The following is a 17,623-nucleotide window of genomic DNA, read 5'->3' on the forward strand; positions in this document are numbered from 1 at the left end:
GAGGCACTCCGTATCGTTGTGAAGGTGGCGGGAAGTCGGCGGCGGTTCAGCCGTACCGGCGGTGAGCCCGCGTGGTTGGCGACGTGGAATCCGGCAGTCACATCGAAAGGCGGGCGGAAACCCGCTGCGCTCGGCTGGGTAACCCCAGCCGAGCGCCTGCGTGATCTACTGACAACCACTGACAACCAGGTAAGCCATCAGGTGTTGCGAGGACCCCGAGAATCCGCCAACATGCTCTTTGCTCACTTCAGCTCGAAGCGCAAGAAACCCAGCCGCAAGCCCCCTGCTTGCCATTCAGTGCCAAGCGCCTGGTTCGCCATCAGAGATATCCTCAGCTGCCTGCGGTCAACTGCTGAAAGGCTGCTGTCATTGTCCAGTACCGCCTTCGTCCAGGCGGCACTCTCCTCCCAGAACGGCAAGGTTTCTGACGTAGCGTCGACGTCATCGACCAATTCAAAACCCGCAGACTGCGCTGCTTCTGCGTAGTCGAGCACCGTAGCCGGTTTTGTGTAGAAGTATTCGGCCCACACATCGGCCCCGTGAGGGCGTGTAATGAATACTTCCTCGATGCACACACTCCCGCCTGGACGAAGCACACGCGCCAGACGCTCGAACCACAGAGGACGGTTGAAATATCCGCTGCTCTCGATTGCTACTGCTGCGTCGTAGGAGCCGTCCAAGGGGAGATGCATTGCATCACAGACCAGTGTTCGGACATTCCCGCCCACACCGCCTTCCCGCGCGAACCCGTCAACTATCGGCGCGTGTTCCGGCGCATTGGTGACCGCCGTGACGTCGGCGCCGTATTCCTGTGCCCAGAAGAGCGAGCCCCCGCCAAGACCGCAGCCGACATCCAGGACTCTCCCCGACAGCCGGTGTTCAGCGCCCCAGATCTTGGCCGCATACCGCAGCAAACCCTCTTGATGAAGCCGTATGCTGCGGCGAATAGCATCCGGCGTCGCATCGTCAGCATTCAGTGGCGTTTCAGAGGAAGGGTAGTAACCTACATGATAGTGAATCCTGGGTCCAGGCCCGTATTTGCGAACAAGCCTAGCTGTTTTGTCGTCGTAGTATTGGCCAACTATTCTTACCTCATCCTGAGGCTCCAGCGCTGTTTGAGGTGAACTTGAAAGTTCATCCAGATGTGCCACGGTCACTCCTCCAGAGCTCGGATGCCGACGACATTGGCGAATGGCCTGCTTTGGTCGTTACGCTGTGCTCGTCATGATTTTGCGAGGATACGTGGTTCGACAAGGATCACCGGACCGGATTCCATGTTCATCAAATGTGCCGGCACCTCCCACATGCGAGAGTCACCCGGCACCGCGGCAAGTAGGCGATCCATGAAGTGGTTTGCGGCACGAGTGGGCCAGGCTGGACGGTTATACCAGCCTTGATCCGAGATCGTTGCCATAGCAGCGCCTCGTTCGAAATGCAGGGTCGCCCTCATGATCTGGAATCTTGAGTCGCCCTGAAATTGAGTGGCAGCTATTGGATTCCATCCTGAACGACCTCTCCTGTCGTGTCAACGACGCGGCGTGAGCATCTTCGACTTTAGGAAAAACCCCAAAGAGGACGGCGTAAGGCCTGGATTGGACTACCCTGCGGAATGATAGCTGCTGGGCGGCACCAAGGCCGTGTTCGAGTCCGGCTATTAAGCCGGCACCCAACGACAGACAAGACTTCCTGAGAAGGACTCGGTCTCTACCGACCGGCGTGGACGCCCTGTTCGGCAACGCAAGCCAGGCGTTCCGACGCGGACGTCATGGCACGGAACGGAGTGGGAATGAGTGGCGGTAAGCAGGTCCTGCTGGCCGAGCCGCGGAGTTTGTGTGCCGGTGTACGCCGAGCGATAGCCATCATCGACCTCGCGCTGGAACAGCACGGCGCGCCGGTCTACGTCCGCAAGGAGATCGTGCACAACCACTACGTGGTGCGCGAGTTCCAGCGCCGGGGTGTCCGGTTCGTCGACTCCGAGCAGGAGGTGCCGGAGGGCGCGGTGTGTGTCTTCTCCGCGCACGGTGTCTCCCCGCAGGTGCGGCAGAACGCGGACGCACGCGGGCTGGACGTACTCGACGCGACCTGCCCCCTGGTGGCCAAGGTGCACCAGGAGGCCCGCCGGTTCGCCCGCGACGGGCGGACGTTACTGCTGGTCGGGCACGCGGACCACGAGGAGGTCGAGGGCACCTACGGGCACGCTCCCGACCAGACGGTCATCGTCGAGACGGTCGCCGACGCGGAGGCACTGGACCTTCCCCCCGACGCACCGGTCGCCTACCTCACCCAGACCACGCTCTCGGTGGACGAGACCAGGGACATCATCGCCGTGCTGCAGCGCAGGTTCACCGACCTGCGCGGGCCCGCCACCGACGACATCTGTTACGCCAGCCAGAACCGCCAGGACGGCATCAGGGCCATCGTGGACCGGTGCGACCTGGTGCTGGTGGTCGGTTCGACCAACTCCAGCAACTCGATCCGGATGGTCGAGGTGGCGCGCAGGCTCGGCGGCAGGGCCGAACTGGTGCCGGATGTGACCCACTTCGACCCCACGTGGCTGGCCGGCGTGAGCACGGTCGGCGTGAGCGCCGGCGCGAGCGCGCCGGAGATCCTCGTCGACCAGCTGCTCGACCGGCTCGCCGAACTGGGTTACGCGGACACGTCTGTAGAACGGGTGGCGACCGAGGACATCGTGTTCTCCCCGCCCACGCGGCTGACCGGAGTGGCGGATGTGCCGTGACCGATCGAGACCGGGCGACCCCTGTAACTGATGGCGCCGGCAAGGACTCTGTTGGCAAGAGCGAGTCGGCGGTGAGGCGCGTCGGCCGTCGTTCCGACCTGTCCGACCAGCCGACGCCACTCTGCAGCAGATCGCCGAACTCACCGCGGCCGGCTGCGAAATCGTGCGAGTCGCTGTGCCGTCGGCAGACGACGCGGCCGCGCTGCCGACGATCGCACGCAAGTCGGGGATCCCGGTGATCGCCGACATCCACTTCCAGCCCAAGTACGTGTTCGCCGCGATCGACGCCGGCTGCGCCGCGGTGCGGGTCAACCCCGGCAACATCCGCCAGTTCGACGACCAGGTCGGCGCGATCGCCCGCGCCGCCAAGGGCGCGGGCGTGCCGATCCGGATCGGCGTGAACGCCGGGTCGCTGGACAAGCGGTTGCTGGACAAGCACGGCGGCGTCACCCCGGAGGCCCTGGTGGAGTCGGCGTTGTGGGAGTGCTCGGTCAAACATCACGACCCGGTGGTGATGATCGAGGCGTACCGCAAGCTCGCCGGCCGGTGCGACTACCCGCTGCACCTCGGCGTGACTGAGGCAGGCCCCCGGTTCCAGGGCACCATCAAGTCCGCGGTCGCGTTCGGCGCGCTGCTCGCAGAGGGCATCGGCGACACCATCCGCGTCTCGCTCTCCGCACCACCGGTCGAGGAGGTCAAGGTCGGCGCGCAGATCCTGGAGTCGCTTGGGTTGCGGCCACGGGGACTGGACATCGTGTCGTGCCCGTCCTGCGGCCGGGCCCAGGTCGATGTGCACACCCTCGCCGAGCGGGTCACCGCGGCACTCGAGGGGTTCCCGGTGCCGTTGCGGGTGGCGGTGATGGGCTGTGTCGTCAACGGGCCTGGCGAGGCGCGCGAGGCCGACATCGGTGTCGCCGCCGGCAACGGCAAGGGCCAGATCTTCGTCAAGGGCAAGGTGATCCGCACGGTCCCCGAGTCACAGATCGTGGAGACCCTCCTGGCCGAGGCCGCACGCATCGCCGAGGAGATGGGCGTGGACGTCGAGGCATGACCGGCCGCACCCGGTCCGACGACGAGAGGAGAGGAGAGGTCTTCCATGACGAACCCGACGAGCTTCACAGGGAAGGGAACTCGTCTCCCTCCACTGGATGTACGGATTACGATCTCGCGAACCACCGTGCGTTAATCCAAAGTTTCACACGCAATGCGCGGGGGCCACGAATCTGTTCGCAGAATCTGGAGGACGAACGCCCTCGAAACCAACGAGACACGATTCGGCGCCTGCAACTTGTCGGACATGACGCGGACGTGATAGTCAATGGTCTTCGAACTGAGGTGCAACTCTCTCGAAAGTCGCCCGCTGGAGAAGCCGGCCGCAACACCCTCCAGGATCCTGCCCTGGACCGAGCTGAGAACCCAGCTACCGACCGGCCGGGACACTTCGCAGCCGTGCTGATCATCATCCATGGCACCCATCCATTCCGTACAGCCGGCTGGGCCAAAGGACCGTAGCCGGAGAAATACAGAGCGAGAAGCACTTGAATAAGATCCTAGGTGGACCCCTCACTCTTTGTCACTGTTGCGCCGTCGCAACCCGTCATTTTCTGTCCACCTCGGAATTCCCTCCAAATTTTGAGGAATTCTGGCCTTGTTCGTGACGTGTGCCGGGGAATGGCGTTGGCCGACGAGCTACGACATGAAGATCATCAGTTCCCGCGCATCCAACCCCGGGGAGGAGACTCAGCCCTGTGTCCACAGCGGAGCAGCTTCGAGGAACGGCCGTAACGAACTTCGCGCGCGATACCAAGACCGCAGCGCCGGCAGAACCGGACGCCCTGATTCAGACCCTGTACGAGGACCTGAGCAGACTGCCGGCCAGCGCACAGCTGGACGCGATGCTGTGCCTGCTGGAGGCGGCCAGGCTGATGCTGCCCACGCTCACCCCGGCGCGTGGCGAGCTCGCCGGCGAAGACCTCGACGACATCCGCGCGGCCATGCGCGCCGCGTCGCTCTCGGTGCGCAGCTACCTGTGGCGGACCGGTGACAACGATCCGGTGGACCGGAAGTGAGACGCTCGAGCCGCCACAAGAAGTGGCGGCTCATCTGTTCCGTGCAGGGCGACCCCCACCCGGACGACACAGTGGAGAAGAAGCCGGTTGAAACACGTGACCGACGAGGCGCCGGTGCTGGTTGTACGTGTGCGACGCCGGCGTTCGACAGCTCGACGAACGCCGGCGTCGTCACCGGCTTCCGGCTGGGCTCACAGCCGGCTGTCGGCGCGTGCCGGTGAGGCTCGCAGCCGGGTCGCGCCGCGCAGGTCGGGCAGGAAGGTCATGGTGATCGCCGCGCAGGCCATGAAGCCCGCGCACACCAGCAGACCGGCACCGAACCCCGCGTTGGCTGCCAGCACTCCCAGCGTGAGCGGAGCGAACGCGGATACACCACGCCCGATGTTGTAGCTGAATCCGGCACCGGTCGTCCGCACCCTGGTCGGGAACAACTCACCCAGGTACACGCCGAAGACGCCCGCGTAGGCCGCGAAGAAGGCGAACATCGGACCCAGCCACAGCAGCATCGTGTGGTCGGCGGTGACCACGTACAGCGGCAAGGTCAGCGCCACACCGGCCAGTGACAGCACCAGTGCGTACTTGCCGCCGATCCGGTCGGCGATCAGTCCGAAGACGTTGTAGCCGACGAACATCCCGATATTGAGCACCGTCATGAACAGCGCGACCGTCGCGGCCGGGATGCCCTTGTCGGCCTGCAGGTAGGTGGGCAGCCACGTGGACGCGCCCCACGCCCCGAACATCGCGAACGTCGTCACGGTCGCACCGAGCAACGTTTTCCTGCGCAGTTCCGGAGCGAAGATCTCCTTCACCTTCACCGGCGTGGTCTTCTGCTCGACCCACTCGGCCGACTCACGGAAGAACAGTCCGACGATGACCAGCGGGATCACCACGCCCACCCCGCCGATGAAGAACAACAGGCGCCAGTCCGGGAGCAGGGCACCCGACAGGACCGCGGCGACCACCCCGCCGATCGGGAACGAGCTGAGTACGAACGCGACCGCACGGCCCCGTTGCGCGGCCGGCCACGTCTCGACCACGTAGGTCGACACCGCTCCCCAGACCCCTCCGAGTCCCAGACCCGCCACGAAACGCAGCACCAGGAACATCGTGAAACTATCAACCACCAAGATCGCCGCGGTGAACACGCCGAACACCGCGAGCGAAACCATCAACGCCCGTTTGCGGCCGTAGTTGTCGGCGAGCCAGCCGACAGTTACGCTGCTCAGCCCGATCCCGAGCAACGTCGCCGTGGCGAGCAGGCCGCCCTGTGTCGTCGTGAGTCCCAGATCGGCGCGGATCACAGGCAGCATGAACGACAGCAGCAAGATTTCCAGCGCGTCGAACATGTAGGCCACGAACGAGCCGATGAGCACAACCCATCTGTTAGATCCACTCAATCGAACCAGTCCATTCAGCCCTCAAGTTTCTCCGCTCGGGAGAACGAATGCTAGGCGCCCGCGCAGGGTTCATCGTGACTCAGCTCCGATTTTCCGCAATTCGCGGAGAACCGTCCGAGAACTCACTAAAAACGGCCACCAGTCGCACCGGCTTCGCGGACGCCTCTTCTCCGGCACAGCGGCCGGCTCGCCAGTTGGATGGCGTCACTCAGGCCGCACCACCAGGCGGCGAACCTGTCCGGCTCGTCGAACTGCGGTCACAGCCCAGGCCCGAGGTTGACGGCGTGGCCGGGGCGGGTCGGACGGGACTTCACCGCATCCCGCCCCGGGATGCGGTTGGCTGGCGACATGACCGAACTACTCAAGCTGGAAGGGACGTTGTAACTGGCGACCTGTATCGATCTCGCGACGCGGGAGGTGGTCGGCTGGGCGATGGCCGACCACCACCACGCCGGGCTGCCGGTCGTCGCCCTGCGGATGGCGGCCGGGCGAGGTGGCCTGGAAATTGACTGCATCATGCACACCAACCGTGGCAGCGAATACACAAATGACAAATTCCGTGCCGAGATACGCAAGTTGTGCATACGACAGTCGATGGGACGTGTCGGCTCTTGTTATGAGAATTCTGTTACGGAAAGCTGGTTTGCCGTCCGCAATGCGGAGATCGGAACCACCGTCCGGAACCCGTGAGGCTGCCCAGGCCGACGTCTTCCGGTACATCGAGATCGAGTACAACCGCAGCCGGCTCCGCAGGCATCCCTAAGGACTGTCCTGTAACTGCTGTTCATCTCCGGCGGGAGACAGCCTGCGGCGGTCAGCAGAAGATGAGCTCGACTTCCTTCTCCAAGCAGTACTTCATGACGGTGACCAGTTGGCGCACGTCGTCGATGCGTCGCTCAAGGACGGGGTCGCCGTCCTCGTGCTGCCGCTGGTCGGTGATTGCCTCCAGCCTGGGCAGCATGGCCGCGCATTGAGCGTGCGCGAGAGAGCCGTCGTCGTCTGGATGGTCGAGTAGCGGTGCCAGCGTGGTGGAGACGCTGCTCCACACGCGGTCTCCACCGAATCCGTTCATCTCCGCAAGGGTGAACCCCTCCGCCTGGGCCAGCCACTCCCTGAACATGTTGAAGCCGGTATAGGACCAGGAGACGTCTGGGCTGGTCACGTCGTCGTCTCCGGGCGAGAGCATGAGCCCCATCCTGTTCCTCCTTGCTTGCCCGATGCCCAGGATCAGTCGCGGGGAGACGTGTCGGCAACTGAAATGATCCGTCGTACGGCTGGTGTGATCACGGCGTCGGAGTCCTCGTGGACAGCCCCGTTCACCGGGCTGAGCCCGCGCGCCTTTGCCAAGCTGATGACGGTTCTGCGGCGCGAGGGTGCAGACGCGGTCCGCAGGGGTCGGCCGTGGAGCCTGCCACTGGAGGACCGGACCCTGCCCGGCAACCGAAACGACTGCAAGGCATGGGAGGAGTCCGGCGCGAAGGCCGCCGTCGGCACGACCATAACCATCGCCGACAGCGGCTATCCGGGCACCGGGCTCGTGATGCCCCACCGGCCGCAAAGGAGAGGAGCTGCCCGACTGGAAGCAGGCCCACAACAAATCCCACAAGCAGGTCCGCGCCCGCGTCGAGCACGTCTTCGCCCGTATGAAGACCTGGAAGATTCTCCTCGACTGCCGTCTCCAAGGCGACGGCGTCCACCACGCCATGCTCGGTATCGCACGGATGCACAACCTCGCCCTCGCCGGATAGACCACCCAGCCGTACAGCACGGTTCCGGAGTCCACTTTCGTCCGCTCGCTCGTGTCGCTCGCCAGCAAGTGCAGGGATCGTGGCCTCGCCGGTCGGATGAGCGCAGTGCATGGCCCATGCGCCTGCGGACGCCCGAATGCCGAGCACTGGGTGGTTGTTGCGAGCTTCGTCACCCGACCGTGAGGACGCGGCGGATGCCCTTTCACATGTGATGGAGGTCGGGCGCTTGTTCGACCGAATCGGTTGGCGGAATCCGGTCCTGATCCCGTCGCGCGCGTGGGCGTCGCGGTTGCACCGCCGACTCGCTGACACCGGAGGGTCGACGTGCTGGGGCCGTCGGACCGTCATGGGGAGCTCGCCGCGGCGCTGTGGTCGCTTGCGAACAGGCTTCGCGACGCAGGGTTACCCGGTCACGAACGTGCCTCCTCGCGACAGGGAGAACCAACACTGAGATCGCTGCAACGCTCCAGGTCAGCAGCCGTGATGTCGAGAAACCTCATCATCTGCCATCGCAAGCTCGGAGTCGGAGGCAGGGCAGGATTTGGTAGGGGTGCTCGAGTGTGCCGCGAGCCGGTCCGCGGCGGACTCGCTGACCGAGCGGTAGTGCTGTCGGGGCGGGCCTGTCCACGGTGCGTGAGTGTGCGATCCGGTACGGGAACGCCGCTGGGGCGCTGTCCACTACATCTGCACGCACGCGATCACGCCCAAGTCGTGAGCGTCGTCCGACCGCTGCAGGTCCGCTACGGAAGCAGCGACGCGCGGCCGGCTACGCGCCGTCCTGCACGGCGATCAGCGCACACCTGGTCATCCATGCAGGGTTTCGGCGATCAGCGCCGCCGTCAGCATCTGCGCGCCCCTGCCACTGGTCGGGTCGCAGCCGGTGACCTCTCCGATCCGCCTCAGGCGGTAGTCCAGCGTGCTGCGGTGGATGAACAGGCTGCGGGCCGCCTTGTTCCTGCTGTAGTCAGAGTCGACGAAGGCAGTCAGCGTCTCCCACAGGACCTTGTGCGCCCGAAGCGGCCTGATCACCGCAGCCAGGTTGGTCCGCACCTTCTCGTGCAGCGTGAACGCATACTCGACCAACACGTCTGAGATCGTGTAGGCACCGCTCGGGCGCAGTCCCGCCACCACCAGCCTCAGCACGTAGGACGCCTCGTTGAACCCATCGACGAGGCGTGCTCTGTCCCGTTCCGCAGTCGCGAGCCAGCCCCTGCCGCCAAGACACTGGGTCAGCCTCGTCACCGAGCGTTCGCCGCTGCCTAAACCGCCTGCCGGGATGAAGAGAATGACGTTGCCGTCCCGGTGCGTCAGCAGTGTGCCCTCTCCCGCCACCGCGCGCAACGCTTCCACCTCGCGGCCGGGCTCCGCAAGCCTCACCACGGCGATCAGGTATCGAGGAGTAAGCCCTTCGAGCACGTCCGCGGGCAGCGGATGACCGTCGGCGAGGTCGGCTGCCAGATCACGCGAAACATCCGCAGTGGTCTTTTGCTGGTATCCGTCGAGGAAGTCCTGCAGCAGGCGACCCCCGGAGCGCGCGATGGCGGCCAGCCTCGGATCACCTGCCGCCGCCTTGGTCAGCAGCTCAACCAGCTCGTCCGGCTCGTTACCGGTCCACTCCTGCCCTGCGGCCCGCACCTTCGCTCTGAAGTCAGCGACCCTGTCCTCCTCCGGCGTCGAGCGGAGCACCTCGACCGGAGATAGCGACCTGCCTATCATTTCGGTCATTTCTTCGCGATCCCCTTCGTGGACTCGGAGCCTGGCCGCAGAATGTACAACACCAGCCAAAAGAATCACTTCCCTAATTTTCCGGGCAACTCGGTAAAGGGATCGGTGAAGGCATCGGTAAAAAACCCTAGGACACGCCCCGGCGCGGCACAAGAGTTCCTTATGCGCCTCTGGGGCCGAGCGGTGGCCCGTATCGCCGCACGCAAACGGGCGTTCCCCTCTGCCGGCGACGATCGCAAAAGAGTGGTCGGAGCTGCGGCATTGAATAGGTTGGCATGTTCCGCCGAGCGGGGAACATGCGAGGCGTTGCCCGTATCCGTCATTTCGAGGACCGATTGACACCCGTTTTCGAGCCCCTGACGAGCCATGCAGTACGGGCGCGGGGACGTCGTCGCGCCGGAGCCAACTGGGCCAGGTGGCCGAGGAGTTGCGCTGTGACCTGGGCGTGTCCAGCCATCGGTGCAACTCGTGTGGTGTGAGTTACCGACGGCCGATGGAGAGTCGGCTGTCGAAGGCGATGTCGAATGCCTGAAGTGCGGGCTTCCATCGCGTGGCGCAGCGTTTGCGGCCCTGGCCGGTGGGGTCCAGGCTCATGATGGCCATGTAGACGCACTTCAGTGCGGCGGCTTCGTTCGGGAAGTGTCCGCGGGCCCTGACGGCTTTGCGGATCCGCGCGTTGACCGATTCGATCGCATTCGTGGTGCAGACGATGCGACGGATCTCGGTGTCGAACTGAAGGAAGGGTACGAACTCGGCCCAGGAATTCTCCAAAAGCCGCACGATCGCGGGATATTTGGCGCCCCACTCCTCCTGGAAGTCCAGGAAGCGGTCCTCGGCGGCCTTCGCGGGCGGTGCGGTGCAGATCGGCTTGAGCGCCTTGGATATTTTGTCCCAGTCCTGGCGGGCCGCGTAACGGAACGAGGCCCGCATCAGGTGAACGACACACGTTTGCGCGACCGCCCGCGGCCATACTGCCGCGATGGCGTCCGGCAACCCCTTCAGTCCATCGCAGACGACCATGCACACATCCTCGACACCCCGGTTGCGGATCTCGGTGAGGACCTGGAGCCAGCACTTGGCACCTTCACCGCCGTCGCCCAGGACACGTCGAGGCTCCCTTGCGGGGACATTGCGTGTGTCCGCGTTCCGCCCAAGTGGTTTCTGACTTCGAAGACGGTCACGTCGAAGCGATGTGACAGAGCATGGGCCGCGGTCATCCCGGACACTCCGGCCCCGATTACCACTGCTGTCGGTTTGTCGTTGTTCATGAGGTCCTCGCGTTGGCAGCGTCGGCGATATACCGAAGGACTGTGGTCGCGGCAGGCAGGAACAGGATCGGCTCCCGGGCGCGGAGCACCTGCCCACAGCAGGTGTCAGCCACGCGGTGCAGGAGGCACGAACTGGGTGCCATGATCCGGCTGCTGGGCACAGACGCCAACGAAACAGTCCCCGCTCGTGCCAGGGAGGCAAACACCAACCTCCGCGCGGTCTCGGCACAGTCGACCTGCGATGGCTGCGGAACGAACCCTCGCGTGCCGCTTCCCGAACTCGGAGTTCGGCGCCCGGTTCATGCGGGTAGCCTCCTTCATTCATCGCCCATCGGTCACAGAAGCCGCCGGGCAGTCCGTGAGGAAATTCCAGATGAATGAGGATGGCTATGGAGCAAATATACGACTACGTCATCGTCGGCGGCGGAACGGCCGGCGCAGTGCTGGCCGCCCGGCTGTCGGAAAACTCTGAAGCCCGTGTGGCCCTTCTGGAGGCGGGAGCCGGAGGGGGCCCTGCGATCATGTCGGATGCGAACCCTGAGGCAGCAGTCGGTCTCTGGGGATCGTCCGTGGACTGGAACTACACGACAACACCTCAGTCAGGTACCGAAAACACTGTCCATACCTGGCCCAGAGGGCGGGTACTGGGCGGTTCCAGCAGTATCAACGGCATGACTCACCTGCGCGGCCACGCATCAAGCTACGACGCCTGGGAGCAGCAGGGCGCCGTTGGCTGGAACTACCAGGAAATGCTGCCGTTCCTCATGCGCAGCGAGCGGGCGAGAGGCCGGGATCCGCGCTTCCGGGGACAAGCGGGTTCCATGACCATCGAGGAGCCGCCCGCCGCGACTCCTCTCGCGCAGGACCTCCATGACGCGGCAGTCGACGCGGGCTTCTCGCGCTGTGAGGACGGTAACGCCCCCCAGGCCGAAGGGGTGTTCTGGTGCGAAAGGAATGTCGCCCGAGGCCGCAGGCAGAGCGCTGCGGACGCGTATCTGCTTCCGGTGCTCTCACGGCCCAATCTCACCGTCGTCACCGACGCACAGGTGCAGCGCCTCCTCATGGACAACGGCCGATGCAGAGGTGCCGAGTACGTTCGGAACGGCAAGCCACGCACCGTCCACGCCGAGCGGGAAGTCGTGCTGAGCGCGGGAACCATCGGATCTCCGCAGATTCTCATGCTCTCCGGCATCGGCCCCGCCGACCATCTGCGACAGCTAGGGATCCCGGTTCGTGCCGATCTCCCCGGTGTAGGCGCCAACCTGCACGACCATCCCCTGGCCTGGATCTCCTACGGGGTGAAGAAGTCCCCGGTACCTGGCCCCTCGCGGCAGGCGATGCTCCTCGCACGCACCGGCCGGGGCAGGGATCCCGACATCCTGATGAGCTTCACGCCCGTGGCGCTGAAACCACGATGGGCAGGTGCCCAAGAGGGCTTCTCGATCCTCTTCGGCCTTGCGACCCCCACCAGCCGGGGCAGCGTGCGCCTGCGCAGCGCGGACCCCACCTCCTACCCTCTCATCGACCCCGCCTATTTGGCCGAAAGCGAAGACTTGGCCCGTATGGTCGCCGCCTTGCGCATGGCACGGCACATCGCGCGGGCCGACGCCTTGTCAGCCTGGCGTGACGACGAGATCCTCCCTGGCCAGGAGGTTGTCACCGACGAAGAGTGCGGTGCGCACATCCGCCACACCGTCGGCACCTACTTCCACCCGGTGGGCACCTGCCGCATCGGCACGGACGACGAGGCTGTGGTCGACACGGCCCTGCGCGTCCACGGTATCGACGGCCTGAGCATCGCCGACGCCTCCGTGATGCCCTCGATTGTCTCGGCCAACACCAACGCGGCCGTACTGGGCATCGCCGAGCGCGCGGCGCACATGGTCGCCACCCGCGCCGTGCGCTGAGGCTGTGGGGCTCGTAAAGTCATCGCTGCAGGTGATCCGCGGTGTCCATGGTTGTCGGTGGTGGCTGGGATCCTGTCCGGATGATCCTGTCGCTGTTTTACCGCACTGCTCGCAGGATGCTGTCCATACCGGCTGTCCTGCTGCGCCGAGACACCGCCAAAGACGCCGAGTTGTTGCCTGCGACGTCAGCTCAAGGGCCCCGTCCGCTACGAGTCGGCCGACCGGTTCTGGTTCTGGGGGCGAACTGGCCCGGCTGGGCCGTCCGATCGCACCGTCCACGGTCTGGGGGATCCTGAACGCCGCGGGCATCGACCCGGCTCCACGCCGGTCCGGCCCCAGCCGGCGCGAGTTCCTGACCACCCAAGCCCAAGGGATCATCGCAGCCGACTTCTTCCACGTCGACACCATGCTCGGAAAGCGCCTGTACGCCATCTCGCTTCGGTCCGACTGACCTGCTGCACTCCACCCGACGAGCCAGGCTCCCGATCCGGGACAAAGTGCCTCAACACATAGCGGGTGCGGGTGTTATCGTCCATCGCATGGCTGAACTGATCGCTCCCACAGGACGGTTGCACTCCTCATCACCAGGACGGGGCTGGCCTGCGTCTGGCTGGCGACGATGACCTCGACAGCCCGGAAGGGTTCGCCTCATGGGTCGAGCGACTGCGCCAGCAGTCCGACCGGTCGCTGCCTGTCGGGGAAGGACGCGTCCACGCCACCCACTGGTAGATCGTCGACGGCGAGACATATCTCGGGGCCATTGACCTTCGGCATTATCTCAACGCCTTCCTGCTGGAAGGCGGCGGACACATCGGCTACAGCATTCGGCCTTCTGCCAGAAGAAGCGGACTGGCCACGTGGGCGCTGGGAGCGGTTCTACCCACGACGCCGGCGCTCGGTCTGGACCGGGTCCTCCTCACCTGTGACGACGGCAACGTCGGCTCGGCGCGCACCATCGAAAGCAATGGCGGCGTCCTCGAGGATGTGCGCAATACCGAAATCGGGGTCAAGCGCCGCTACTGGATTGTTCTCGATGACGCTGGTTACAGCCATTCATTGATAGCCGCGACGAGGACGGTCGCCTCGTAGCGGACGGCTAGCTTGTCGTACCTCGTGGCCACGGCGCGGTGCCTCTTGAGGCGATTGATGCCGCACTCGACGGCGTGCCTGGCCTTATAGTCCTCCGGATCGCACTTCGGCGGACGACCGCCTCGGGAGCCGAGTTTCCTTCGATTGCGCGCCTGATCGGCTTTGTCCGGGATGGTGCAGCGGATGCCGCGTCTGCGCAGATAAGCGCGATTCTTGCGGGAGGCGTACGCCTTGTCAGCGCGCACTCGATCGGGACGGACGCGCGGGCGGCCCGGCCCGATGCAGGGAACGCGGACCTTCTCCAGAACCGGTTCGAACTGCGGCGAGTCTCCGCGCTGTCCAGCCGTCACGACGATCGACATAGGCTTCTGGCCCTGCTCGACGGCCAGGTGCAGCTTGGTGGTGAATCCGCCTCGCGAGCGTCCCAGTCCGTGATCACTAAGGGCTGTCCCGTAATCCGTGGTGGATCAGCGCACGGCGTCAGATACGGTGCATCGCAAGGCGGAGGGACGTCCGCATACTGGATGTATTCGGGCGTTCCGACAACGCAGCGAGGTGCCGTAGCTGTCGTCGTGCGCCCGCCAGGGATTACGGGACAGCCCTTAGGCTCGCTGGAGACACCGCCCGGCGGTTCCTTCTGCAGTTCACCCTGCTTCCGGGCACCGGCCGCATGCTGGTGGGCGCGGCACACAGTTGAGTCAACGCTCAGGTCCCACGTGATCGCACCCTTTGCGTCGGCCACGGACTGGAGCTGCGTGAGGACCCGGTGCCAGACGCCGTTGCGCTGCCATCGGCGGAACAGGTCACAGATCCGGCCCCACGGCCCGTACTCGACGGGTACGTCCCGCCACGGAACCGCCGTCCGAACCCGGAACCGTATGCGCTCGATCAGTTGCCGCCGGGGCCACACAGCCGGCCGCCCGGCCTTCGCCCCCTTCGGCAACAACGGCTCCAGCACCGCCCACTGTTCGTCCATGAGATCTCCCCGCGCCATGAACCACGATCATCCAACGCTCAAGATCCACTTTCGATACACGGCCTAGAAACGGACGTGATCTCCGCGTCGGAGGTCGCTGCTCTGCTGAAGCGGCGGGGGTCTTCGCGCGGAGGTGGCGGAACTACCGGCGGACCCGTGCGGGGGTGAGCCGGCGTGGCTCGGCGGGCCGTTCCCAGGGGCGGCGGACCGGGCGGTGACCGAGAAACGTGCATCCAGCGCCCGGCAGGCGGCGATCACCTCGCTCGCGTAGAACGCGGAGTCCGCCCGCAGCACCAGCAGCCCGCCCGCGCCCGGCGGTGGCGGGCAGGTGCAGCCGCGCGCCGGCCAGGTCGCCCAGGCCGCACCGCTCGGCCAGGCGTATCAGGGGCTCCAGGCCGCCGTACGGCCGAACACCGTGCTGTAGTCGGGGCGGAGGACAGCGCTGACGAAGAGCGTGTCAGTGACGTGCGGTGCAACGTCAGCAGTCTGCGCAGCCGCGTCGGCTCCAGCCAGCCCGCGTTCAGCGCGTCGTACATCGCACCCGGCTTCACCCAGTCCCAGCGCGTGCTGTTCCAGTGCGAGGGGATGGGCGCGGAGGTGGTGATGGGCAAGCAGGTCGACGGCCAGTTGGGCACGGTGTGCACGGTCGCCTTCGGCGCCGCGTACGCCGCCGCCTCCCGCAGCGCCGGCGAACTCTCCAACTTCCTGGACATGAGCGACGACCTGCTCACCGAACCGGTCACGATCACCGACGGCACGCTCGCCGTACGGGACCTGCCCGGTCTGGGCGTCGCGATCGACTTCCGGGCCCTTGGGGAGGGACGATGATGGATCTTGCCTTTGTGCAGTCCGGGCTGTTGGACCGCGGACTCCGAGGCGGTCCAGCCGCGGTTGCCGTCGACGTACAACTCGGCCTCGTCGCACAGGGTTTCGCGGTGCGCCCGGCACACATCGAGGTCGAGCGTGATCGGCCGCCGACCGACCTTCACCTTGAAGGTGGTGATGCCGTACGTGTCGCGGATTCGCTCGGCCTCGACGGCCATCCGTGCCGGGGCGTCGAAGCGGAGCATGTGCGAGACGCGCATCCGGTCGGTGTAGCCGCCGAGGAGTTGGGTGACGGGTTGGTCCAGGGCGTGGCCAGCTATGTCCCAAAGGGCCATGTCTATGGCCGACTTGGCGGCCGGATTGCCGACGGTCCGGTGCAGGCGGGCGTGTACCTGCTCGCGGGCGAACACGTCCATGCCGGTGAGCTGCGGGGCAAAGATCCTCTCGATCACACCGATCACGGACTGCTGTGTCTCGCCGTAGGTGAAGGGGCGGGGCGTCGGCGACTCCGACCAGCCCTTCGTCGGTGTGGACCTGGACGAGCACGTACTCGGCGCTGTGCACCTCACCGCTCGCGAAGCAAAGGGGTTTCACATACGGGATCGAGTACGGGATCGCCTCGATCGCGGTGATTTTCATCGGGTGCCCTCGGCCGTCTCCTGGATGAGCGCCTCCGTGTGCCGGGCGATGCCGAGCAGACGGGCCACGCGGTCGGGATGGCCGACGAGTTGGAGGCCGAGCGGCATGCCGTGCGGGTCGCGGTGGCCGGGGGCGGTGACGACGGGCAGGCCGAGCAGTTGCCAAGGGCGGCTGAGCACGGGGGTGCCGGTGGCGTCCAGCCCGTGCGGGGCGGGGCCCGGTGCGGCCGGAGCGAGGATCACGTCGACCCGGGTGAGCAGGTCCAGGACGCGGGCACGGGCGGTGCGCGCGGTGTCCAGTGCCGCGCGGTACTCGCCCTCGGGGGTCCGGTGCCCGCGCTCCAGCAGCTCACGCAGGGGCGTACTCAACGACTCCGGGTGCTCCGCCTCGCCGGCCAGGGAACGCGCGGCCTCGTACGCCATGACGGTGGCGTGGGTCTCGGCGAGTTCGGGTGTCCGGACCTGGCCGGCCAGGTCGTTCGCCTTGGCACCGGCTGCCGTCAGCGCCCTGAAGGTGCGGTCCAGCGCGTCGAGCATCGCCGGGTCGATGTCGGCCAGTTCGGTGCCGGGCCAGACCAACACCCTGATCCCGTCCGGGAGGTCGGCCCTGGTGCCGTCGACGGCCTCGACCACGGCGGCCAGGTCGGTGACCCCGGCGGTGATCAGCCCCGGCGCGTCCAGGCTCGGGCTGAGCCCGGTGAACCCCCGAGTCGACCAGGCGCCGACCGGGGCGACGTACCCGGCGACACCGCAGAAGGACGCCGGCCTGGTCAGCGAACCCGCCGTCTGCGAGCCCAGCGCCAACGGCACCACGCCCGCAGCGACCGCCGCCGCGGACCCACTGGAGGAACCGCCCGGAGTATGGGCGAGGTTGTGCGGATTGCGGGTCGGGCCCGGCTGGAAGTACGCGAACTCGGTGGTGACCGTCTTGCCCAGCATTACGGCGCCCGCACGGCGCAGCCGGTCCACCAGCCAGGCGTCGGAGCTGGCGATCCGCCCTCGCCGGAGCGCGGAGCCGCACTCGGTGGGCAGCCCGGCGACGTCGATGACGTCCTTGACACCGACCGACACACCCCGCAGCGGCCCGTCCGTGACATGCCCGGCCGCCTCGCGCGCACCCTCCGCGTCGACGAGAGCCCAGGCACGGATGTCCGGCTCGGTCTCGGACAGGCGCCGCAGCGCGCCGTCGACCGCTTCGCGCGGGTCCTGCGCGGCGGATGTCAGTGAGGGCACGTCAACCTGCT

Annotated in this window: 14 protein-coding genes and 7 pseudogenes; 9 read left to right on the forward strand and 12 right to left on the reverse strand. The window is 66.1% G+C overall.

The window, feature by feature from the left end; translation table 11 throughout:
• Positions 1–242 precede the first annotated feature (242 nt).
• The gene (locus ACZ6MZ_RS25195) at positions 243–1,151 is read right to left on the reverse strand and encodes an SAM-dependent methyltransferase (RefSeq protein ID WP_469354439.1); all 909 of its coding nucleotides are present in this window, start codon (positions 1,149–1,151) and stop codon (positions 243–245) included.
• Between the two features lie 635 nt (positions 1,152–1,786).
• Between ACZ6MZ_RS25195 and ispH the strand changes: the two genes are divergently transcribed.
• Together ispH and ispG are read left to right on the forward strand one after the other, a co-directional pair.
• A complete protein-coding gene (ispH, locus tag ACZ6MZ_RS25200) occupies positions 1,787–2,737 on the forward strand; it encodes a 4-hydroxy-3-methylbut-2-enyl diphosphate reductase (protein WP_384336048.1) in 951 nt (316 codons plus the stop codon).
• 112 nt (positions 2,738–2,849) lie between these two features.
• Positions 2,850–3,788, forward strand: a pseudogene (gene ispG, locus ACZ6MZ_RS25205) (flavodoxin-dependent (E)-4-hydroxy-3-methylbut-2-enyl-diphosphate synthase); the annotation flags it as partial.
• 131 nt (positions 3,789–3,919) lie between these two features.
• Here ispG and ACZ6MZ_RS25210 read toward each other — a convergent pair.
• Positions 3,920–4,213: a LuxR C-terminal-related transcriptional regulator gene (locus ACZ6MZ_RS25210; RefSeq protein ID WP_384184414.1), complete on the reverse strand. Its 294-nt coding sequence runs from the start codon at positions 4,211–4,213 to the stop codon at positions 3,920–3,922.
• 272 nt (positions 4,214–4,485) lie between these two features.
• Here ACZ6MZ_RS25210 and ACZ6MZ_RS25215 point away from each other — a divergent pair, with 272 nt between their 5' ends.
• Complete coding sequence (locus tag ACZ6MZ_RS25215; RefSeq protein ID WP_384184416.1) at positions 4,486–4,806, forward strand: hypothetical protein; 321 nt, start codon at positions 4,486–4,488, stop codon at positions 4,804–4,806.
• 191 nt (positions 4,807–4,997) lie between these two features.
• Here ACZ6MZ_RS25215 and ACZ6MZ_RS25220 read toward each other — a convergent pair whose 3' ends face one another.
• Positions 4,998–6,179 (reverse strand): MFS transporter, encoded by a 1,182-nt coding sequence (locus ACZ6MZ_RS25220; protein WP_469354441.1) that lies wholly within the window; start codon positions 6,177–6,179, stop codon positions 4,998–5,000.
• A gap of 420 nt (positions 6,180–6,599) precedes the next feature.
• On the opposite strand from ACZ6MZ_RS25220, the gene ACZ6MZ_RS25225 reads away from it, so the two are divergent.
• Positions 6,600–6,893 carry a DDE-type integrase/transposase/recombinase gene (locus ACZ6MZ_RS25225; RefSeq protein ID WP_469354742.1) on the forward strand — a complete coding sequence of 98 codons (294 nt, stop codon included), beginning with the start codon at positions 6,600–6,602 and terminating at the stop codon, positions 6,891–6,893.
• 124 nt (positions 6,894–7,017) lie between these two features.
• On the opposite strand, the gene ACZ6MZ_RS25230 is transcribed toward ACZ6MZ_RS25225, so the two are convergent.
• The gene (locus ACZ6MZ_RS25230) at positions 7,018–7,398 is read right to left on the reverse strand and encodes a hypothetical protein (RefSeq protein ID WP_389785698.1); all 381 of its coding nucleotides are present in this window, start codon (positions 7,396–7,398) and stop codon (positions 7,018–7,020) included.
• Positions 7,399–7,461: 63 nt separating this feature from the next.
• Between ACZ6MZ_RS25230 and ACZ6MZ_RS25235 the strand changes: the two are divergent.
• Positions 7,462–7,951: pseudogene (locus tag ACZ6MZ_RS25235) on the forward strand (transposase family protein).
• Between the two features lie 804 nt (positions 7,952–8,755).
• On the opposite strand, the gene ACZ6MZ_RS25240 reads toward ACZ6MZ_RS25235, so the two are convergent.
• The 3 genes and pseudogenes from ACZ6MZ_RS25240 to ACZ6MZ_RS25250 all read right to left on the reverse strand — a co-directional run bounded on the left by ACZ6MZ_RS25240 (position 8,756) and on the right by ACZ6MZ_RS25250 (position 10,944).
• Positions 8,756–9,676: a PucR family transcriptional regulator gene (locus tag ACZ6MZ_RS25240; RefSeq protein WP_469354443.1), complete on the reverse strand. Its 921-nt coding sequence runs from the start codon at positions 9,674–9,676 to the stop codon at positions 8,756–8,758.
• A gap of 480 nt (positions 9,677–10,156) precedes the next feature.
• Positions 10,157–10,774 (reverse strand): annotated as a pseudogene (locus ACZ6MZ_RS25245) (IS256 family transposase); the annotation flags it as partial.
• Positions 10,675–10,944 carry an NAD(P)-binding protein gene (locus ACZ6MZ_RS25250; protein ID WP_469354744.1) on the reverse strand — a complete coding sequence of 90 codons (270 nt, stop codon included), beginning with the start codon at positions 10,942–10,944 and terminating at the stop codon, positions 10,675–10,677. The gene ACZ6MZ_RS25250 and the pseudogene ACZ6MZ_RS25245, both read right to left, overlap by 100 nt.
• A gap of 389 nt (positions 10,945–11,333) precedes the next feature.
• On the opposite strand from ACZ6MZ_RS25250, the gene ACZ6MZ_RS25255 reads away from it, so the two are divergent.
• Both ACZ6MZ_RS25255 and ACZ6MZ_RS25260 read left to right on the forward strand, forming a co-directional pair.
• Entirely contained in the window at positions 11,334–12,851 is a 1,518-nt protein-coding gene (locus ACZ6MZ_RS25255; RefSeq protein WP_469354446.1) for a GMC family oxidoreductase, read from the forward strand.
• 80 nt (positions 12,852–12,931) lie between these two features.
• Positions 12,932–13,284 (forward strand): annotated as a pseudogene (locus tag ACZ6MZ_RS25260) (integrase core domain-containing protein); the annotation flags it as partial.
• Between the two features lie 215 nt (positions 13,285–13,499).
• Here the strand turns inward: ACZ6MZ_RS25260 and ACZ6MZ_RS25265 are convergent.
• Positions 13,500–13,625 carry a hypothetical protein gene (locus tag ACZ6MZ_RS25265; protein WP_469354447.1) on the reverse strand — a complete coding sequence of 42 codons (126 nt, stop codon included), beginning with the start codon at positions 13,623–13,625 and terminating at the stop codon, positions 13,500–13,502.
• Positions 13,626–13,643: 18 nt separating this feature from the next.
• Here ACZ6MZ_RS25265 and ACZ6MZ_RS25270 point away from each other — a divergent pair, with 18 nt between their 5' ends.
• Entirely contained in the window at positions 13,644–13,940 is a 297-nt protein-coding gene (locus ACZ6MZ_RS25270) for a GNAT family N-acetyltransferase (protein ID WP_469354746.1), read from the forward strand.
• Here ACZ6MZ_RS25270 and ACZ6MZ_RS25275 read toward each other — a convergent pair.
• Together ACZ6MZ_RS25275 and ACZ6MZ_RS25280 are read right to left on the reverse strand one after the other, a co-directional pair.
• A pseudogene (locus ACZ6MZ_RS25275) lies at positions 13,895–14,380 on the reverse strand (IS5 family transposase); the annotation flags it as partial. The gene ACZ6MZ_RS25270 and the pseudogene ACZ6MZ_RS25275 sit on opposite strands and share 46 nt — an antisense overlap.
• A 167-nt stretch (positions 14,381–14,547) precedes the next feature.
• A pseudogene (locus ACZ6MZ_RS25280) lies at positions 14,548–14,934 on the reverse strand (transposase); the annotation flags it as partial.
• 447 nt (positions 14,935–15,381) lie between these two features.
• On the opposite strand from ACZ6MZ_RS25280, the gene ACZ6MZ_RS25285 reads away from it, so the two are divergent.
• A complete protein-coding gene (locus ACZ6MZ_RS25285; RefSeq protein WP_469354449.1) occupies positions 15,382–15,744 on the forward strand; it encodes an enolase C-terminal domain-like protein in 363 nt (120 codons plus the stop codon).
• A 98-nt stretch (positions 15,745–15,842) separates the two neighbouring features.
• On the opposite strand, the pseudogene ACZ6MZ_RS25290 reads toward ACZ6MZ_RS25285, so the two are convergent.
• A pseudogene (locus tag ACZ6MZ_RS25290) lies at positions 15,843–16,310 on the reverse strand (hypothetical protein); the annotation flags it as partial.
• Positions 16,311–16,376: 66 nt separating this feature from the next.
• Positions 16,377–17,612, reverse strand: coding sequence for an amidase (locus ACZ6MZ_RS25295; RefSeq protein ID WP_469354451.1), 1,236 nt, complete (start codon positions 17,610–17,612; stop codon positions 16,377–16,379).
• Between the last annotated feature and the right edge of the window lie 11 nt (positions 17,613–17,623).

The organism is Streptomyces sp. NPDC042201, assembly GCF_055582185.1.

Coding starts and splice junctions, on each gene's coding strand:
- ispH (WP_384336048.1), top strand. CDS start 1,787: ATGAGTGGCGGTAAGCAGGTCCTGCTGGCCGAGCCGCGGAGTTTGTGT.
- ACZ6MZ_RS25210 (WP_384184414.1), bottom strand. CDS start 4,213: ATGGGTGCCATGGATGATGATCAGCACGGCTGCGAAGTGTCCCGGCCG.
- ACZ6MZ_RS25230 (WP_389785698.1), bottom strand. CDS start 7,398: ATGGGGCTCATGCTCTCGCCCGGAGACGACGACGTGACCAGCCCAGAC.
- ACZ6MZ_RS25240 (WP_469354443.1), bottom strand. CDS start 9,676: ATGACCGAAATGATAGGCAGGTCGCTATCTCCGGTCGAGGTGCTCCGC.
- ACZ6MZ_RS25250 (WP_469354744.1), bottom strand. CDS start 10,944: ATGAACAACGACAAACCGACAGCAGTGGTAATCGGGGCCGGAGTGTCC.
- ACZ6MZ_RS25255 (WP_469354446.1), top strand. CDS start 11,334: ATGGAGCAAATATACGACTACGTCATCGTCGGCGGCGGAACGGCCGGC.
- ACZ6MZ_RS25265 (WP_469354447.1), bottom strand. CDS start 13,625: ATGCCGAAGGTCAATGGCCCCGAGATATGTCTCGCCGTCGACGATCTA.